Below are 16,884 nucleotides of genomic sequence, written 5' to 3' on the forward strand. Positions count from 1 at the left end.
ATTTACATTAATTATCAAAACGTGTTCCCATATTGGACTATTTTCGTATAACTATACTATATCATTTTTTTGAGAAATGTCAATTGATGTTTTTTATTATGTAATATGTTACATTAAATTTTTTTAGAAAAACCGAAAACTACAAAAATAGTTTGGATAATATCTCCTATAAAATGGATTATTTTTTGTTTTGATCCCTTTCTTGTCGAATGAAAAAATTTCCCCTATAGCGCTTTACAAGAAGTTTCATAATATCGTAACATCAATCAAAAAAGGGAAACCAATTTGGTTTCCCTGGTTAGAGTGGATCAGGTGCTGCTGGTGGAATTGTCAATGACTAATTCTTTTTTGTTCCCTTTTTGCACTCGCTCTTTCATTAATTTGCTGACGAGCTCTTTAAACTCACTGGATGCCATGGTTGCGCCGGCCACTGTGTCTACTTTGGAAATGTCCTGTTTTTCCTGTAATTGGTTCATCAGGTTTTCCCGGGCTACATTCTGATCCATATCGGGATTGACGCTCCGCCAGGTTTTGGCGTATTCCTCATCATCCGATTTTAGAGCAGAGCTGTCATCTTCTTTTTTCCAGTTGTAGGTGATGCTGGTAATTTTTTTATTGGCATCTACAGTTAAATCCACAAATGGAATATATCCGTGGACAGGGTTGGCGTATTCCGCATGGTAAACAGTATTGGTGTCTACAGTATCTTTTCCAGAACATCCTGTCAAACACCCCAACGCAACGATGCCAGTAAATAATATTGTTAAACTTCGTTTCATGAATATTCTCCTATCTTTATTAGAATGATAAAAGCATTGGTTCGCTTGACTTTATTATTCCAATTGTTTATGATTAAATGTAACTATTTTAGAAATAATCTATATTATAGAAATAAAAATTTAGGCATAGGAATAAAAAATGAACTTAAAAAAAATATTTTTTTCTGTTTTGGTAGTAATCTGTTGTATTGCGCTCCTGTGGATGGGGATACAACAGTCAGCTACTACGAAAAAGGTGGAGCAGACTGATTTTGCTTTGGATAGCCTGGTAACACAAACGGGATATGGAACCAACTGCAAGGAGGCATTCCAGCAGGTATCCAATTTGATGCGCCAAACAGATGAGAGGCTTTCCAGCTACCAACTGGAATCGGAAATAACCAAGATTAACCAATCCAATGGAGAATGGGTGCCGGTTAGTCGGGAAACTTTTGACCTGTTGCAGAGGGCACTCCAGTACTGCCAACAAAGTGATGGTGTTTTTGACATTACCATGGGTACGCTGATTGATTTGTGGGGGATTACTGGGGAAAACCCAAAAGTTCCAACTCAACAGCAGATTGACCAGGCGATGGAAACCGTTGGATGGGAAAATGTACAATTGGACCGGGAAGGATGTGCTGTCCGGTTAGCAAAACCAGGAACGAAAATAGAACTGGGCGGCATCGTAAAAGGAGCTGTTTCTGACCAGGCAGCAGAAATTTATAATATACAAAACGTCAAATCAGCTATATTTTCTGCTAATAGTAGTATTTATGTGAAAGGGACTCAGTTGGATGGTAAACCATACCAGTTGGGAATCCGTGATCCCAGAGGGACAGCCAATGATTTAATTGGCAGTTTGGAAATCACCGATTGCTTTGTGGGAACATCGGGGGATTATGAGCGGTATTTTGAACAGGATGGACTCCGTTACCACCACATCCTGGACCCACGGACAGGCTCGCCCTCCCAAACCGGACTGATGGGGATCACAGTAGTAGCAGATACAGGGATAGAGGCAGATTTTCTTTCCACCTGGCTGTTTATCATGGGCAAGGATTATGTGGAACAGCATTTGCAGGATTATCAAGTAATTGCCATTGACACGCAAGGGAAGGTTTTGATCAGCGATTCCTTGAAAAACCAATTCCAATTGTCAGAAGAGGCAGCATCCCAATATCAGATAGAAGGGACAAAATGAACCAAAACAAGAACCAGAAAATACGTATCGTTGAAATTGTTATAATTTTACTTATTGTAGGAGTTTGTGCTGGCATTTTTGCCTGGCAAAAGCTGTATCAAAAACCTGCGTTGTATGCAGAAATCTACCAAAACGACCAGTTAGTGGAAAAAATTTCTTTGTCGGATACAGAGGATAAAATTTTAACACTAGATGAACAAGGACGAGTACATGTGGAAATCAAAGACCATCAAATCCGGTTTTACCAGGTGGATTGTCCAGATAAAATCTGTGAACATACCGGTTGGCTCTCCAAATCCGGAGATCGGGCAGTTTGTATGCCAAACCGGTTTTACATTCAATTATCTGGGGAGGATAAAACATGAAACAACATCTTAAAGTCAAACAGCTTTGCCAGTTGGCACTTTTGTTTGCCCTGGCAGTGGTTTTGTCTTTTTTAGAGAATCTGATTCCACCTTTGGTAGTTGCTGTACCAGGGATTAAGTTGGGCTTATCCAATATTGTAGTTATGTACTGTCTATTTTACCTTGGGACAGGGTACAGTGGGATTCTGTTGCTATTAAAATTTGGTTTTGCTTTGCTAACAAGAGGGGTTACAGCGGCGTTTTTAGGGGCATGCGGTGGGATATGTTCTCTTCTTATCATGCTGCTTTTGGCAAAAATGTTCCATTGTTCCGCCTTTTTTACGAGCTGTTTTGGAGGGATTTTCCATAATATCGGGCAGCTGTTGGGTGCAAGCATCTTGTTAAACCAGGTTGTTTGGGCATATACGCCGGTTTTAGTAATTTCTGGCGTAATTATGGGGATAATAACAGGGAAACTCCTACAGGTAGTATTGCCCATCCTGCACCGTCAGGTGTTATCATCAAATACAAAAAAATAAAAGGAAAAAATCAAATTTAGATAACAATCTACAAAAGTTTTAACTAATTTTGATTGACTTCATGAACGGTTTATGATAAAATAAACTTAAATTTTTAACAAAACTTCCAGTCATATCCTAATAAAAACATCAGCTGCATGGTTTCCTTGCAAAAAGGAAATGTAAGTGTTGAGGATGGATGTGGTAGGACAGGTTTGTAATCAATAACATGATATGTTATCCATCCTTGTATTTTATTTTTTTATGAAATAAAAAGTTTGGGGAATGCAGCTGCCTAAACTCGAACGAAACATTAATTTTTGATTGTTTGGGGTAATCCTCTGTAGAAGCTGCAGAGGATTTTGCTTTATTATTTATAGAAATGGAGTGAAAGGTTTGTCTATCCAAAAAGCAATAAGAAGGTTGCCGGGCGTTAAGTTAAAGCACCATAAAAATACGGCGGATATGGAAACGGTTCGTATGCCTGCGCCAAAACAAGTTACCATTGTAATGACACAGCATTTGGGTGCCCCCTGTATTCCGTTGGTAAAAGTGGGGGATGAGGTCAAGTTAGGACAGAAAATCGGTGAAAACCGGGATCAACTCTCTGCCCCGATCTATTCCAGTGTTTCGGGCAAGGTAATTGCGTTAAAAGATTATACTACATTTGGAGGAAATTCCGTCCCTTCTGTGGTGATTGAATCAGATGGCCTGCAAACGGTGAGCGAAACCGTAAAACCCCCTGTGATTCGTACTAAGGAGGATTTTATCCAGGCGGTGTATGAAAATGGTATGGTCGGACTTGGTGGGGCAGGATTCCCCACTCATACAAAACTTTCATTTGAGGAAGGGAAAGTGGATACCCTTATTATTAATGGGGCGGAATGTGAGCCGTATATCACCTCGGATAACCGGGAATTAATTGAAAACGCCTCCGCTATCGTAAAGGGAATCCAGCAGATTCAGACCTATCTTGGGATCAAAAAAGTGATTATTGGCATTGAAGACAACAAAAAACAGGCGTTGCAATTGATGGGACAATTGACCGATAGCATTCCAGAGATACAGGTGATGTCTTTGACCTCACAATATCCGCAAGGGGCGGAAAAAGTGCTGATTTATGTCACCACAGGCAGGGTTGTAAAAGAGGGGCAGCTTCCAGCTGATGTTGGCGTTATTGTAATGAATGTCACCTCGATTTCCAAACTGGGCCGCTATCTAGAAACAGGTATGCCATTGACCGCGAAGCGTTTGACAGTGGATGGGGATTGTATCGCCAACCCACAAAATGTGCGTGTTCCCATTGGGACTTCCATCCAGGATGTGATTGATTTTTGCGGTGGTTTTACCAAGGAGCCAAAAAAAATTATCTGTGGTGGACCAATGATGGGGGTAGCAATTGAGGATTTATCCACCCCGATTATCAAAAACAACAACGCGATTTTGGCGTTTTCCAAATCCATGGCGGAACTGCCGGAAACGACTGCCTGCATTCGTTGTGGGAAGTGTTCCCAGGTCTGTCCTGTGCGGCTAATGCCTCGGAGCTTGGAAATCGCTTATGACGCGGGAAATGCGGAGGCATTGCAAAAGCTTTCGGTGAACCTTTGCATCAATTGTGGTTGTTGTTCCTATATCTGTCCAGCAAAAAGGAATCTGGCGCAGAAAAACCAGCTGGCAAAAGAACTGGTGAAAAAAGCCACGAAAAAATAAGAGAAATTTGGAATGGAGTGAAATTTGTTGGAAAATTTATTTGTGTCGCCATCACCGCATATTAGGGCGAAAAATACGACACGTTCCATTATGCTGGATGTGATTATCGCACTGGTTCCAGCTTTGATAGCAGGGACGGTGCTGCTGGGGATACGGTCTTTAGCAGTAACTGCGGTTTCGGTTGTCTCTTGTGTGTTTTTTGAATGGGCGTGCCGGAAATTAATGAAACGCAGCAATACCATTGGAGATTTAAGCGCTGTGGTAACGGGACTTTTGCTGGCCATGAACTTACCAGTCAATTTTCCCCTTTGGATGACAGTAATCGGTGCGTTTATTGCAATTGTATTGGTAAAACAGATGTTTGGCGGAATTGGGCAGAACTTTGCCAATCCAGCCATTGCCGCTAGGGTTGTGCTTCTGGTTGGGTTTACCACCCAGATGACGTCTTGGGAGGCTCCAGTATTTAGCAGCAATCCAGATGCGATTGCAGGGGCAACCCCTCTGGTTGATTTGAGTAAATATTCTGTTTCAGAACTGTTTTTTGGAAATGTAGGGGGATGTATCGGAGAAACCTGTGCTTTGGCACTAATTATCGGTGGCGTTTATTTGATCATCCGCCGTGTGATCAATCCAGTTACCCCTTTGGTGTACATCGGAACCGTATTTGTATTCTCCTTCTTGTTAGGGGAAGACCCAGTAAAGCAGATTTTCGCAGGGGGCTTAATGTTGGGGGCGTTCTTTATGGCAACCGACTATGCTACCTCGCCAATTACCACAAAAGGGAAGATCATTTTTGCTTTGGGCTGTGGCGTAATGACAGTGTTGATTCGGCAGTTCGGCAACTATCCAGAAGGGGTTTCCTTCGCAATTTTAATTATGAATATGGTTGTGCCATTTATTGACCGTGGCACAAAACTAAAACCAGTGGGGAGGAAATCATAATGGCAAACACAGCAAAACATATTATCCGTCCCACTGTGGTATTAGTTGCCATTGCGATTGTAATTTCCGGCGTGGTATCAGTGGTGTACAACCTCACCAAACTGCCGGAAACTGTGGGCTTATCCGAAGCCGCTACCGCAAAGGCAACCGAGCTGATGGGTACTGACCAGCTCACCACAATTTTAAATGACAACTATCCAGAAGAAGTAACTGGAGCTGCGAAAACCGAAAATGGCGAATATGTGATTGGCGTCACCTCCACTGGATATGGTGGAGAAATGGAACTGGTAGTGGGGTTCCAATCCGATGACAGCGTGAAAGGCGTGGCGATTGTCAGCGCCCAGGAAACCCCCGGCATCGGGACAAAAGTAACCGAAGGGGACGAATTTACCAAACAGTTCGCGGGCTTGCAGGGCACCGCTACAATCGGAGAAAATGTAGATGCTATTGCAGGTTCTACCATTTCCTCGAAAGCGGTTACCACTGGTGTAAATACCGCGATAGAAGCATTATCCCTGGTAAAAGAGGGGAAAGAACAGGAAGGAGGGGGACAATAATGTCCAACATGAAGATTTTTATCAACGGTTTAATCAAAGAAAATCCGGTTTTGGTTTTAATGATTGGCATGTGCCCTTCTTTGGCTGTTACCACAGCGGCTTCCAATGGAATTGGTATGGGGTTGGCAACTACGTTTGTACTCCTTGGTTCCAATATTGTAATTTCGCTGCTGAAAAAAGTCATTCCTGGGGAAGTACGGCTTCCAGCGTATATTGTCATCATTGCCGGATTTGTAACCATCATTGGCTTTTTGTTAGAACGGTATTTTCCAGATTTAAATAAAGCGTTGGGGTTATATGTGGCGTTGATTGTGGTAAACTGTATTATTTTGATGCGGGCGGAAACATTCGCCAGCAAAAATTCCGTTGGGAAATCCGCGATTGACGCTCTGGGAACTGGACTTGGATTTACCCTGGCTTTAGTAGTGATTGGGTCCATCCGTGAAATTTTTGGGGTTGGTACCTGGTTTAATCTACAGGTTTTGCCAGAATCCATCCCTCCAATGACGATTTTTATCAACCCAGCAGGAGGATTTTTTGTCATGGGGATTGTCATTGCTGTGGTGAATAAACTTACCAAAGGCAAGGTTGCCAAAAAGAAAAAAGCCTGTCCATCCTGTGAAGGGTGCAATGGATGCGGAGGTGCTGAATAATGGAAAACATGTTAATGATTTTTTTCAGCGCCATCTTTGTCAACAACTTTGTATTGGCGAAATTCTTGGGGATCTGCCCGTTTTTAGGGGTATCTAAAAAGTTGAATTCCGCCGTAGGGATGAGCCTTGCCGTAACCTTTGTTATGGTAATGTCTACTCTGATCACCTATCCGGTTTATATGTACCTGCTCAAACCATTTGGGCTGGAGTACCTGAATAAAATCGCGTTTATTTTGATTATCGCCATGTTTGTGCAGCTGGTTGAAATTGTGGTGAAACGGTTTTTGCCACCATTGTACCACGCTTTGGGGGTTTACCTGCCTTTGATTACCACAAACTGCGCTGTACTTGGTGTGACTGTTTTGAATATTGATAGCCAATATACTCTGTTGGAATCCCTGGTTAACTCGTTTGGCGCGGGCATCGGCTTTTTGCTGGCTTTGGTGCTGTTTAGTGGAATCCGGGAAAAGCTGGAGAACTGCAATATTCCAAAATCATTCCGTGGCATGCCATCTACCCTGATCGCCGCCTCTATTTTAGCGGTATCTTTTATGGGATTTGGCGGCATCATCGAAAATATTTTTGGTTAGGAGGGAGAAAAGATGTTTGAATTATATTTCCTGCCAATTCTTATTTTCATCGGGCTTGCGTTACTAGCGGGGTTGCTGCTTTCCATCGCCTCGGTATTCTTAGGGGTAAAAGAGGACGAAAAGGTAGAAAAAATCCGGGATTGTCTACCAGGTATCAACTGTGGTGCTTGTGGTTATAGTGGCTGTGATGACTATGCAAAAGCGGTTGCCAACGGGGCTGCGCCAAACCAGTGTGTTCCAGGGGGGCCCAGCGTAGCCAAACAGGTTGCGGAAATTATGGGGGTAGAAGCAGGGGCTATTGAGAAAAAAGCCGCTTATGTTCATTGTAACGGAAACCTCCATGCAACCCATTCCAAATATGATTACCAGGGGGAACTGACCTGCCAGGCAGCATCTAAGCTGTATTCCGGTGATAAAGCCTGCATTTATGGATGTTTAGGCTATGGAGATTGCAGCAAAATCTGCCCAGTAGAAGCGATTTCCATACAGGACGGGGTTGCCTGGGTGGATGAGGAGACCTGTATTTCCTGCGGTAGATGTGTGGACACCTGTCCCAAAAATTTAATCCATTTAAAACCGGTGAATAAGCCTGTTGTTGTAGCTTGTAATAACCCGCAACGTGGTAAGGCCGTTATGAATGTGTGCAGTAACGGATGTATCGGATGTGGAAAATGTCAACGTACCTGTCAATATGATGCCATCCATGTGGAGAACTTTATTGCCAGGATTGATTATGAAAAATGTACTTCCTGTGGGGAATGTATTGAGCAATGCCCTGTCAACTGTATCCACCGCTTGCCTTAAATCAGTTTTTCATCAACTTTCTATCAAAACAAAAGCGTATGTATTAGAAAATACATACGCTTTTTCTCATATTGGTGTTACCGTATTATTTCATCAGTCGTTTGATGTTACCGTATTATTTCATCGGTCGTTTGATGTTATTGTATTGATTCATGAATGGGCAGTAATCTAAAAAATCAAATTCTTCTATATAAAACCCCATTTGAAACGAAATACCATACAATGCAATAAACTGGTAGCTAGATCATAAATTTGATTCTGCGGGCGGTTTCGGCATCCCTGGATTTTGGCACAGCTGCAAGGATAAAGTTTACCTGGCTAATGTGCTGGATTAAGGTACAGGCTTCGCCGTGGGGGGATACCCCTTTAAAGAGAATCATATTATCGTTGATACATTGGATTTCTTCCGCAAACATGGTCAGGGATTGCCCAAATCCACCTAATTTTAAGGCGATTTCCTGATGTTCCTCCAAGTTTTGCTCAAATGCTTGGATTGCATTTAGGATTTCTTTCAACGGTGGGTTTCCGGTAACAGCTGATTTTCCGGAAGCATTTAAATAATTCAGTTCCATAACATTCTCCTTAAACTAAATTTTTAATCCCTATTATTATACTGGACAAAAAAGGGTTTGTCCAGCAGGAAAAATTTACAAGTGTAAAAATCTTGACAAGGATATTTTAATATTGTATTATATTAGTAATTATTATTGTAATTATTATCGAGACAAGGAGAACTACGATGAAATACTCAAAACAGCGGGAGATTATCCTGGACTATGTAAAGAAAAATTTAGTGCATCCTACTGCAAATCATGTGTATTCTTCTTTAAAAAAAGAGCATCCTAATCTTAGCTTAGGTACAGTTTACCGCAATTTAAACCAACTGGCTGAACTTGGGATGATCCAAAAGATTGAAGTAGCAGGGGCACCAGACCGTTTTGACGGCAATATTACCCCTCATTATCACGCAATATGTGTGAAATGTAACGAAATGTTCGATTTCCAGATTGACCCTAAGCAACTGGATTTAACTTCAGCAATTAAAGGAGAAGGATTCCACCAGATTGTCAGTTGTGATGTAAGCATTAAATGTGTTTGTGAACACTGTGCCTCAGTAAAAAATAGCTGATTACAGGAGTAACCTGTAACCGGCATATGATGAGGTGTTCGTATGAATCTAAAAGGAACAAAAACAGAACAGAATTTATTAACTGCTTTTGCCGGTGAATCACAGGCTCGCAATAAGTACACCTACTATGCCAGCCAGGCGAGGAAACAGGGGTATGAACAAATTGCGGCCATTTTTGAGGAAACAGCCCATAATGAGTGCGCCCATGCGAAACTGTGGTTTAAACTGCTAAACCAGGGGATTCCACAGTTGGATGAATGTTTGCGGGATGCTGCTGCTGGGGAAAATTATGAGTGGACAGAGATGTACGCTGAATTTGCCAAAGTAGCGGAAGAAGAAAACTTCCCTCAAATCGCCAATATGTTCCGTGGGGTGGCGGAGATTGAAAAAAGCCACGAACAACGGTACACTACTTTACTGGAAAATCTGCAGAATGGCAAAGTGTTTGAAAAAGATGGGGAATACGCATGGATTTGTCGGAACTGCGGCCATATCCACTTTTCGGATAAGGCGCCGGAAGTTTGCCCTGTATGTGCCCATCCGCAAGCCTATTTTGAATTACATGTAATAAACTACTAACCCCAAAAATTTTGCTTTTGGAAAGTGGATTGGAAAGGAAATTTATTCTATAGAATATTGGCTTTATCAGAGACGGTGTGGCGTTTTGCCATGCCGCCTTTGTTTTTGACAGAAATTTTTTATCTGGTATATTTGGTAGGATTACTGATAGAAGCTTTGTTCAATGCTATTGTAAAAGTTGGTTTACGCCCTTTATCGTTTCTGATTCTATGCCATACTGATATTTTAAATTTTTATTTCCAGCATGAATGGTAGATTTTATGTTGCCAAAGAGATATAATAGGTTTATCAATCCCTGTAATGGGATTATCACTGATAAAGGATGGGAATTTTCTATATGGATACCTTGGAGTTTAACATTATCGTTTCCATTCTCTTGCTGCCGGTGAATTTATTCTGCTCATTTTGGATTTTTAAGGAAGCATTAAATCAGGCTGGCGTGACCTTTGGCGAGGCATTACGCCATTTTTCCAACAAACCTTTGGTGGGAACTTCCCGTACCAGGTTACAAAAAAACCAGAGGAGGATATTTCACTATCTAGCGGAAAAGGCGGAAGATCCTGAACAAATAAGGAAACTGTTACGCTGGTATGGGATTAGCACTTTACCGGGGCTTGCCGCATTGATACTTGCTGAGTTTGGCATCATCATTCCTTTTGCCAACAAGGAACAGTATATCTTTGCCGGCAATATCATCCTTGCCCTCATCAATATTGCCCTTGTGGTAGTGGGGAAAGTTTACAGGCAAAACCATCCTATGGAGGAACGGATGGCGGAAAAACTTGCGATAAAGTATGAAAGGGAGAAATCCAAATACAGAGGGAAACGGATTATTGCGTGCACAGTGGTAGGTAGTATCTTTCTCTTGTTTTTCATCGTAAGCCATTTGGCTGCTACACAGCTTATAAATCATCAAACCACCAGTATACAGCCGCCATCCATCACCGGAAACCTTCACTTTTCAGATGTACATACGGCTTTGTCTGACAGAGGGTTTGAAACCGCAAACATAGCCACAACCTACTGGTTTTATGATGAACACAAACTCACCAATGTGGTGGCTGGCGTAAAAGGGGAAACAACCTTTGAGTTTTACGAATATTCGGATGGAGAAACAACCGATGGGGTGTATAACCGGATCTCATACGATATTGCACCGGAATTGGAGTTTGATCAGCGTGTTGAATACGAAACAGAACTGCCTGGTGGAGGAAAACAGTTTGCCATCACACAAAACGGAGTTTACAGCCTTGTGTTGTATCAAAATAATACGGTGATTTACGCCTATTCCTCCGATCATCCAGACGAAATACAAGATATTTTAGTTTCACTAGGGTATCTTACGGAAAATACAGCAGGTTAAATGTTTACCAGCAGGATTTGATAGATAGAAGGGTAACGTTCGATTGTATTGAGATAATAAAATTTGTACTACAGTGGGGAAATTAGTTTTATCTTTGACAACGGAACCTAGACCTAGAAGCTGTTTCCATTTTGCTTTTCGACCCTTCAGTAACATAGAAACCAAATTTGTAAAAAATAGAACCGGTACCTTGGAGGGTAATGCTCAAAAGATACCGGTTTTTTCTATTTGATAGTTTTGTACAGTTTTTGATTACTTACGGAAAATTTAGGCTCTGCAGCAAATTTCCACGTAAAAGGATTTACGGAGTAAAGACAGCAAACGCAACTAGAAATTTTACGTTTAAACCACCGAAATCAACCCTGATTTGATGAATATTGCCAAAGTAACGTTCTGATTCCTGAATCCGGACAACGGCAAACGGCTATAGCTCTTCTTCCGTCCCTTCCAGGCTATCAGAAGGAGAGTTTTCATTTTGCAACGCTTCGATAATATAATCTTTTGCTTCTTCTACCGAAAGAAATTCCGCTTTGGAAACCACGGTTCCGTCTACGACCAAAGCTGGGGTATATAATACACCATAGCGTACAATATCCCGATTATCGCTAAGGTAGAGTACTTTGTCATCAAACTCCAGTTCTTGTACTGCCTGTTGGACATTGGCCAGGTTTTGTTTATGACGCCTGCCAAATCCGCCTAACACAATAAAACGACTTTGTTCTTTTGGCTTTCCAAATGGGTAAAGTTCCCGCTCTTCTTCCCGAATCCGTCTTTTTTCTTTCCATTGTTCCAATTTATCTCCGATAAATCCCATTGATTAATTCTCCATTTCTGTTTCAATCTGTTCTACTGGTAATTCTATGACAAGGGCATTCCCTAGCAGGTCTGTTTGGCGGTAGTTAAACAGGAGGTAACATTCTTGCTGTTGGCCTGTAAGGGGATGAAAAGGAAATTTTTCTAAATGTGCCATTCGATATATCTGTAGCCCGTTCAGGTTTTGGTAGTCTGGAAGATAGGTTTTGATATTTTCCGGCTGGTTATAGAACTGGTAAATTGGCTGTTTTTGCTCTGTGGTTAGGTCATTTGGAATCCAAGACGGGATTTTTTTCGCCTTTTCGTGGGAGTACAGGTCGAATTTCGCCAGCCACTGGAAATATTCCAAATTTCCTTTGGGGAGTTCCATTAGGAATTCATATAAAATAGTATATGCCTGTTCTTTGGTATGGCTAACCTTGTGGTAGCCTTTTTTCTGGTAGAATCCTGCTAAGTTCTCATATAGGGAGAACGGGGTAGGGAATAGGGTCTCCAAATAGCGGATACAGGCTTTAAAACGGTTAGAATTGTAATATTGCTCCACCATTTCCTCTATCATTTTTAGTTGCAAGGTCCGTTCAAATGGCAGCCATCTGGTAAAGAGGACTTCATATGGAGCAGTTTTCCGGCAGGTAATCCCCAATTCCTTTTGGCGCCGCTCTAAATCCGACCCCTTTAGTAGTTTTAAAAATCCCAATTGAAATTGATCCGGATGCAAAGCGTATACATCGTTAAAGGATTTTCCAAAACTGTGATATTCCTCATGGGGAAGCCCGGCAATTAAATCCAGATGAAGGTGGATGTTTTTGTTTTTCTGCAAGGCAGCTACTACCTGGGAAATCCGGTCAAAGTTATTTTTTCGGTGGATTTCCTTCAAGGTCTTTTCATTGGTGGTCTGGATGCCAATTTCAAACTGGAAGAGCCCTTTTCTTGCGGTTTGTAAAAAGGAAATAGATTCTTCATCCAGTGTATCCCCATTGATTTCACAATGGAAATTGGTAATGCCATTATCATGTTCCGCTACATATTTCCAAATATGCAGGGCGTGATGCTTGTTGCAGTTAAACGAACGGTCTACAAATTTAACCTGTTTCACCCGATGGTCCAAAAAGAACTGTAAATCTTGTTCCACCCGTTGCTCCGAAAGCAGCCTTACCCCCTTTTCGATAGAGGAGAGGCAGTAAGCGCACTGATATGGACAGCCGCGGGAAGATTCATAATAGATAATCCGGTTTTGGAACTGTGCCATCCGTTCATCGTCATAAACAAATGGGATATCATCCAAACGCAAAGGGGGTTGAGGAGGGTTCTCGACCAATTGGGAACCAATTTTCCATGTTAGCCCTTTTACACTGTTAAGACTGACCTTATTCTGAAGAGCCTGTACCAATTCCGCAAAGGTTTTTTCCCCTTCACCACGGATGACCATATCCACTGGATAGGATTCTAGTAGTTCTTTGGAGTTGTAGCTCACTTCCGGTCCTCCCAATACAATAGTTATATCAGGAGCAACTTGTTTTAACTGCACCACAAGGCGCAAAATCATATCAATATTCCAAATGTAACAGGAAAAGCCCACAATATCCGGATGTTCCTCAAATAATTCCCGTAATATCAGCTCTTCCGGCTGGTTGATGGTGTATTCCCGTATTTCTGGCATAATGCCAGTATGTAGCTGTGTATATTTTTGTATACTTCGGATTGCCAAATTGGAATGGATGAACTTGGCGTTTAAAGATACTAGGATAAACTTCATATTCATTTCCTTCGATTGGTTAAAATTACATCAGAAAGCAAAGTTAAGCTCTGATGGTAAAATACATATTTTATTAGTATACCATATTTTTTGATTTATTTCATGAAAACATTTTAAAAAAATCCATTGCCCTATCAATCAAAACAAAAAACAAATTGATTTTATATAATCATAAAACTGTCTTATATGAGACAGTTTTTTAGGAAATCACTCTTATTTTTATGTTTTATTTTAAAATTAATAATAAAATAATCATATATATCGTAATTTCAAAGAAAAATATGTCAAAATTGTGCAGTTTATCTGGGAAGAAAAAACTTGACAATTATCACGGAATAAGGTATGATAAGGGTAAATCATAGGAAGGTAAGGCAAAATTCTATGGAACATCCATACAATCCAGATGCTTTTCAAGCCAATGATCTGACTGAATCAGAAGCAGGGCGATTGGTGGAAACCTATATGGGGCTTGTTGTAAAACTTGCATCCAAGTTCCATGTGGACGGAATGGAGCAGGAAGACCTGATCCAGGAAGGGTTGATTGGGTTGCTAGACGCAATTCGCACCTATCAGTTGGATCGAGATACTTCGTTCCAGACATATGCCAGTACTTGTATCCGCAACAGGATTTTAAAAGCAGCTCAAAGTGCGGCTGCAAAAAAACATAGTTTGCTGAACCAATCCCTTCCTTTGGAAGAATCTATTGTAGTGGATTCTTCTGAGCCGGCAGACCCTGAGTTGTTGTTTCTTGCCAAAGAAAAACAACAGGAAATGAACCGGCAAATCAAAATACTTTTGTCTTCGTTTGAGAAGGAAACCTTGTTTTTGTATCTGCAAGGCTACAGCTACGATGCGATGTCAAAACGGCTGCATGTACCAAAAAAGTCGGTTGACAATGCCCTGGTTCGAATCCGGAAGAAGCTAAAGTTTTTAGTAAATTAGCGCATGTCCTATATCATCCATGGCCCGGTAGCTTAAAGCAGAGCGTTGTTTTTTCAAAGGTGATGGTGCGAATCCGTCTGGGGCAAATATTATTGTTATTTAAGAGAGGTTTTTCAAATGTACGAAGACAAAACATTAACTTGTAAAGAATGTGGAGCAGAATTTGTTTTTACCGCTGGTGAACAAGAATTCTACGCTGAAAAAGGGTTTGTTAATGAACCACAAAGATGTAAAAGCTGCCGTGATGCCCGTAAAAACGCATCCAAGGCAAGCAGAGAAATGTATACTGCAACCTGTGCTTCCTGTGGTGGAGAAGCAAAAGTTCCTTTCCAGCCACGTGAAGACCGTCCAGTTTATTGCAGCGAATGCTTCGCTAAAATGAGAGAAGAATAATTTCTTTTTTTGATACCTTTTACCCGGGATTTTTTATCCCGGGTTTTTCTATTTTACTTGACAATTTTTTGGTACTGTGGTAGGCTAATGGACAGAACTGAATAACAGGGGGAGCTTGTATGGCAGGCTGAGAGGAAGTAATCAAACTTCGACCCTAAGAACCTGATTTGGATAATGCCAGCGTAGGGATATAGGTTGTATTTCAGCAATACCTTCTTTGCGGTGGCAAAGCTGGGTATTGTTTTTTTATGCCCGGTGATACTCCGCCATTTGCTCGGCAGAGTTTAAAAATCCAAACCATGCAATGAAAGAAAGGATGTTTTGCCGTGTATACAACACAGATGGATGCAGCAAAAAAAGGAATTATCACCAAAGAAATGGCGGCTGTTGCCAAAGAGGAACAGATTCCGGAAACAGAGTTAATGGAACTGGTTGCGAAAGGCCAGGTAGTAATCCCTGCAAACAAAAACCATACCTGTTTAAAACCTCATGGGATTGGCAGCAAACTAAAAACAAAAATCAATGTTAATTTAGGAACCTCTAAGGACTGCCTGGATTTAGATGTTGAGATGAAAAAAGTAATGACCGCTGTTGATTTGGGTGCGGAAGCTATTATGGATTTAAGTTCATTTGGCGATACCCAGGTGTTCCGCAGAAAATTAACCGCCGAATGTCCAGCTGTTTTGGGTACTGTGCCAATTTATGACGCTGTGGTATATTATAATAAAGCGTTAAAAGCGATTACCTCCCAGCAGTGGATTGATATTGTAAAAATGCACGCCGAAGATGGTGTGGATTTTATGACCATCCACTGTGGCATCAACAAAGAAACCGCAAAGCGTTTTAAACAGGCAAAACGCCATACCAATATCGTCTCCCGTGGGGGTTCCATTATTTTTGCGTGGATGGAGCTGACAGGGAACGAAAACCCATTTTATGAGCATTTTGATGAAATTTTGGATATTTGCCAGCAATACGATGTTACTTTAAGCCTGGGGGATGCCTGCCGTCCAGGAAGCATCGAAGATGCGGGGGATATTTCTCAAATTGAGGAATTGGTTACCTTGGGCGAACTGACCATGCGGGCGTGGGAAAAGAACGTCCAGGTAATGATTGAAGGGCCAGGACATATGCCATTGAACCAGATTCGTGCGAATATGGAAATTCAGCAGACCATCTGTAAAGGGGCGCCTTTTTATGTGTTAGGGCCTTTGGTAACTGATGTTGCTCCAGGGTATGACCATATTACCGCAGCCATTGGTGGTGCAATTGCCGCAACTTATGGAGCTTCTTTCCTCTGCTATGTGACACCGGCAGAACATCTTCGCCTGCCAACTGTAGACGATGTAAAAGAGGGGATTATCGCCTCTAAAATTGCCGCCCATGCCGCTGATGTTGCCAAAGGGGTAAAGGGTGCGAAAGACTGGGATTACCAGATGAGCGAAGCGCGCCGCAACTTAGACTGGGAAAAACAGTTTGAGTTGGCCATGGACGGAGAAAAAGCAAGAAGATACCGTGCGGAATCCACTCCGGAACGAGAAGATACCTGTACCATGTGCGGAAAAATGTGTGCAGTGCGTAATATCAATAAAATCCTGCGTGGCGAAGATGTAGACATCATGGATTAATAAACATAACAAAAAACAGCCAGCCTCATTTCAATAGGGCTGGCTGTTTACATTAGAGTAAAATTGAATCCATTTTGGTTCTGTCAGAGGGAAAGTTTTGAAACAATCAAAAACCATTTTATAAAAACATCGCAATAATCTTAAAGTACAGTGAAAAATATATCAGTGTGGCTTTCAATCCAATATTACGAAGCATAACCT

General features: G+C 41.5%; 20 protein-coding genes and 1 riboswitch. Of the genes, 16 read left to right on the top strand and 4 right to left on the bottom strand.

The window, feature by feature from the left end; all coding sequences use genetic code 11:
• Positions 1–308: 308 nt before the first annotated feature.
• Entirely contained in the window at positions 309–779 is a 471-nt protein-coding gene (locus tag BQ2683_RS07785) for an FMN-binding protein (protein ID WP_069988438.1), read from the bottom strand.
• Positions 780–918: 139 nt separating this feature from the next.
• Here BQ2683_RS07785 and BQ2683_RS07790 point away from each other — a divergent pair, with 139 nt between their 5' ends.
• From BQ2683_RS07790 to BQ2683_RS13240, 10 genes are all read left to right on the top strand, one after another.
• Positions 919–1,962 (top strand): FAD:protein FMN transferase, encoded by a 1,044-nt coding sequence (locus BQ2683_RS07790; RefSeq protein WP_069988439.1) that lies wholly within the window; start codon positions 919–921, stop codon positions 1,960–1,962.
• The gene (locus BQ2683_RS07795) at positions 1,959–2,327 is read left to right on the top strand and encodes a NusG domain II-containing protein (RefSeq protein ID WP_069988440.1); all 369 of its coding nucleotides are present in this window, start codon (positions 1,959–1,961) and stop codon (positions 2,325–2,327) included. Before BQ2683_RS07790 ends, BQ2683_RS07795 begins: the two co-directional genes overlap by 4 nt.
• Positions 2,324–2,845 (top strand): Gx transporter family protein, encoded by a 522-nt coding sequence (locus tag BQ2683_RS07800; protein WP_069988441.1) that lies wholly within the window; start codon positions 2,324–2,326, stop codon positions 2,843–2,845. The genes BQ2683_RS07795 and BQ2683_RS07800 overlap by 4 nt, the downstream gene beginning before the upstream one ends.
• Before the next feature lie 375 nt (positions 2,846–3,220).
• A complete protein-coding gene (gene rsxC, locus BQ2683_RS07805) occupies positions 3,221–4,534 on the top strand; it encodes an electron transport complex subunit RsxC (RefSeq protein WP_083256420.1) in 1,314 nt (437 codons plus the stop codon).
• A 27-nt stretch (positions 4,535–4,561) separates the two neighbouring features.
• Entirely contained in the window at positions 4,562–5,476 is a 915-nt protein-coding gene (locus BQ2683_RS07810; protein ID WP_069988442.1) for an RnfABCDGE type electron transport complex subunit D, read from the top strand.
• Positions 5,476–6,033 carry an RnfABCDGE type electron transport complex subunit G gene (locus BQ2683_RS07815; RefSeq protein WP_069988443.1) on the top strand — a complete coding sequence of 186 codons (558 nt, stop codon included), beginning with the start codon at positions 5,476–5,478 and terminating at the stop codon, positions 6,031–6,033. The genes BQ2683_RS07810 and BQ2683_RS07815 overlap by 1 nt, the downstream gene beginning before the upstream one ends.
• On the top strand, positions 6,033–6,686 hold the full coding sequence (gene rsxE / locus BQ2683_RS07820; RefSeq protein ID WP_069988444.1) for an electron transport complex subunit RsxE: 654 nt from the start codon (positions 6,033–6,035) through the stop codon (positions 6,684–6,686). The genes BQ2683_RS07815 and rsxE overlap by 1 nt, the downstream gene beginning before the upstream one ends.
• A complete protein-coding gene (locus BQ2683_RS07825) occupies positions 6,686–7,276 on the top strand; it encodes an electron transport complex protein RnfA (RefSeq protein WP_069988445.1) in 591 nt (196 codons plus the stop codon). The genes rsxE and BQ2683_RS07825 overlap by 1 nt, the downstream gene beginning before the upstream one ends.
• A gap of 12 nt (positions 7,277–7,288) precedes the next feature.
• Positions 7,289–8,080, top strand: a complete 792-nt coding sequence (locus BQ2683_RS07830) for an RnfABCDGE type electron transport complex subunit B (RefSeq protein ID WP_069988446.1) — start codon at positions 7,289–7,291, stop codon at positions 8,078–8,080.
• Positions 8,010–8,252, top strand: a complete 243-nt coding sequence (locus BQ2683_RS13240; protein WP_141720200.1) for a hypothetical protein — start codon at positions 8,010–8,012, stop codon at positions 8,250–8,252. Before BQ2683_RS07830 ends, BQ2683_RS13240 begins: the two co-directional genes overlap by 71 nt.
• Positions 8,253–8,319: 67 nt before the next feature.
• Here BQ2683_RS13240 and BQ2683_RS07835 read toward each other — a convergent pair whose 3' ends face one another.
• Positions 8,320–8,652: a DUF6173 family protein gene (locus BQ2683_RS07835; protein WP_069988447.1), complete on the bottom strand. Its 333-nt coding sequence runs from the start codon at positions 8,650–8,652 to the stop codon at positions 8,320–8,322.
• A gap of 167 nt (positions 8,653–8,819) precedes the next feature.
• Between BQ2683_RS07835 and BQ2683_RS07840 the strand changes: the two genes are divergently transcribed.
• The 3 genes from BQ2683_RS07840 (at position 8,820) to BQ2683_RS07850 (ending at position 11,151) form a co-directional block, all read left to right on the top strand.
• Positions 8,820–9,209: a Fur family transcriptional regulator gene (locus tag BQ2683_RS07840; RefSeq protein ID WP_069988448.1), complete on the top strand. Its 390-nt coding sequence runs from the start codon at positions 8,820–8,822 to the stop codon at positions 9,207–9,209.
• Positions 9,210–9,251: 42 nt separating this feature from the next.
• Positions 9,252–9,788 (top strand): rubrerythrin, encoded by a 537-nt coding sequence (gene rbr, locus BQ2683_RS07845; protein ID WP_069988449.1) that lies wholly within the window; start codon positions 9,252–9,254, stop codon positions 9,786–9,788.
• A 337-nt stretch (positions 9,789–10,125) separates the two neighbouring features.
• A complete protein-coding gene (locus BQ2683_RS07850; RefSeq protein ID WP_069988450.1) occupies positions 10,126–11,151 on the top strand; it encodes a hypothetical protein in 1,026 nt (341 codons plus the stop codon).
• Between the two features lie 424 nt (positions 11,152–11,575).
• On the opposite strand, the gene BQ2683_RS07855 is transcribed toward BQ2683_RS07850, so the two are convergent.
• Together BQ2683_RS07855 and BQ2683_RS07860 are read right to left on the bottom strand one after the other, a co-directional pair.
• The gene (locus BQ2683_RS07855; protein ID WP_083256421.1) at positions 11,576–11,965 is read right to left on the bottom strand and encodes a thioredoxin family protein; all 390 of its coding nucleotides are present in this window, start codon (positions 11,963–11,965) and stop codon (positions 11,576–11,578) included.
• Positions 11,966–11,968: 3 nt separating this feature from the next.
• Positions 11,969–13,720 (bottom strand): B12-binding domain-containing radical SAM protein, encoded by a 1,752-nt coding sequence (locus BQ2683_RS07860; protein ID WP_159427361.1) that lies wholly within the window; start codon positions 13,718–13,720, stop codon positions 11,969–11,971.
• Between the two features lie 381 nt (positions 13,721–14,101).
• Between BQ2683_RS07860 and BQ2683_RS07865 the strand changes: the two genes are divergently transcribed.
• The 3 genes from BQ2683_RS07865 to thiC all read left to right on the top strand — a co-directional run bounded on the left by BQ2683_RS07865 (position 14,102) and on the right by thiC (position 16,683).
• Positions 14,102–14,662, top strand: coding sequence for a sigma-70 family RNA polymerase sigma factor (locus BQ2683_RS07865; protein WP_069988452.1), 561 nt, complete (start codon positions 14,102–14,104; stop codon positions 14,660–14,662).
• A gap of 117 nt (positions 14,663–14,779) precedes the next feature.
• Positions 14,780–15,055: a zinc-ribbon domain containing protein gene (locus BQ2683_RS07870; protein WP_069988453.1), complete on the top strand. Its 276-nt coding sequence runs from the start codon at positions 14,780–14,782 to the stop codon at positions 15,053–15,055.
• Between the two features lie 97 nt (positions 15,056–15,152).
• A riboswitch (TPP riboswitch) is annotated at positions 15,153–15,261 on the top strand.
• A 135-nt stretch (positions 15,262–15,396) separates the two neighbouring features.
• Positions 15,397–16,683 (top strand): phosphomethylpyrimidine synthase ThiC, encoded by a 1,287-nt coding sequence (thiC, locus tag BQ2683_RS07875; RefSeq protein ID WP_069989491.1) that lies wholly within the window; start codon positions 15,397–15,399, stop codon positions 16,681–16,683.
• Positions 16,684–16,884 lie beyond the last annotated feature (201 nt).

The organism is Massilioclostridium coli, assembly GCF_900095865.1.
Lineage (GTDB): Bacteria > Bacillota > Clostridia > Oscillospirales > Ruminococcaceae > Massilioclostridium > Massilioclostridium facile.

Excerpts from the sequence above, each read along its gene's own strand:
- BQ2683_RS13240 (WP_141720200.1), top strand. The coding sequence starts at position 8,010 with ATGAAAAATGTACTTCCTGTGGGGAATGTATTGAGCAATGCCCTGTCA.
- rbr (WP_069988449.1), top strand. The coding sequence starts at position 9,252 with ATGAATCTAAAAGGAACAAAAACAGAACAGAATTTATTAACTGCTTTT.
- BQ2683_RS07865 (WP_069988452.1), top strand. The coding sequence starts at position 14,102 with ATGGAACATCCATACAATCCAGATGCTTTTCAAGCCAATGATCTGACT.
- BQ2683_RS07840 (WP_069988448.1), top strand. The coding sequence starts at position 8,820 with ATGAAATACTCAAAACAGCGGGAGATTATCCTGGACTATGTAAAGAAA.
- BQ2683_RS07855 (WP_083256421.1), bottom strand. The coding sequence starts at position 11,965 with ATGGGATTTATCGGAGATAAATTGGAACAATGGAAAGAAAAAAGACGG.
- BQ2683_RS07785 (WP_069988438.1), bottom strand. The coding sequence starts at position 779 with ATGAAACGAAGTTTAACAATATTATTTACTGGCATCGTTGCGTTGGGG.
- BQ2683_RS07825 (WP_069988445.1), top strand. The coding sequence starts at position 6,686 with ATGGAAAACATGTTAATGATTTTTTTCAGCGCCATCTTTGTCAACAAC.
- BQ2683_RS07795 (WP_069988440.1), top strand. The coding sequence starts at position 1,959 with ATGAACCAAAACAAGAACCAGAAAATACGTATCGTTGAAATTGTTATA.
- BQ2683_RS07790 (WP_069988439.1), top strand. The coding sequence starts at position 919 with ATGAACTTAAAAAAAATATTTTTTTCTGTTTTGGTAGTAATCTGTTGT.
- BQ2683_RS07850 (WP_069988450.1), top strand. The coding sequence starts at position 10,126 with ATGGATACCTTGGAGTTTAACATTATCGTTTCCATTCTCTTGCTGCCG.
- thiC (WP_069989491.1), top strand. The coding sequence starts at position 15,397 with ATGGATGCAGCAAAAAAAGGAATTATCACCAAAGAAATGGCGGCTGTT.
- BQ2683_RS07830 (WP_069988446.1), top strand. The coding sequence starts at position 7,289 with ATGTTTGAATTATATTTCCTGCCAATTCTTATTTTCATCGGGCTTGCG.
- BQ2683_RS07835 (WP_069988447.1), bottom strand. The coding sequence starts at position 8,652 with ATGGAACTGAATTATTTAAATGCTTCCGGAAAATCAGCTGTTACCGGA.
- BQ2683_RS07815 (WP_069988443.1), top strand. The coding sequence starts at position 5,476 with ATGGCAAACACAGCAAAACATATTATCCGTCCCACTGTGGTATTAGTT.
- BQ2683_RS07870 (WP_069988453.1), top strand. The coding sequence starts at position 14,780 with ATGTACGAAGACAAAACATTAACTTGTAAAGAATGTGGAGCAGAATTT.
- BQ2683_RS07800 (WP_069988441.1), top strand. The coding sequence starts at position 2,324 with ATGAAACAACATCTTAAAGTCAAACAGCTTTGCCAGTTGGCACTTTTG.
- BQ2683_RS07860 (WP_159427361.1), bottom strand. The coding sequence starts at position 13,720 with ATGAAGTTTATCCTAGTATCTTTAAACGCCAAGTTCATCCATTCCAAT.
- rsxE (WP_069988444.1), top strand. The coding sequence starts at position 6,033 with ATGTCCAACATGAAGATTTTTATCAACGGTTTAATCAAAGAAAATCCG.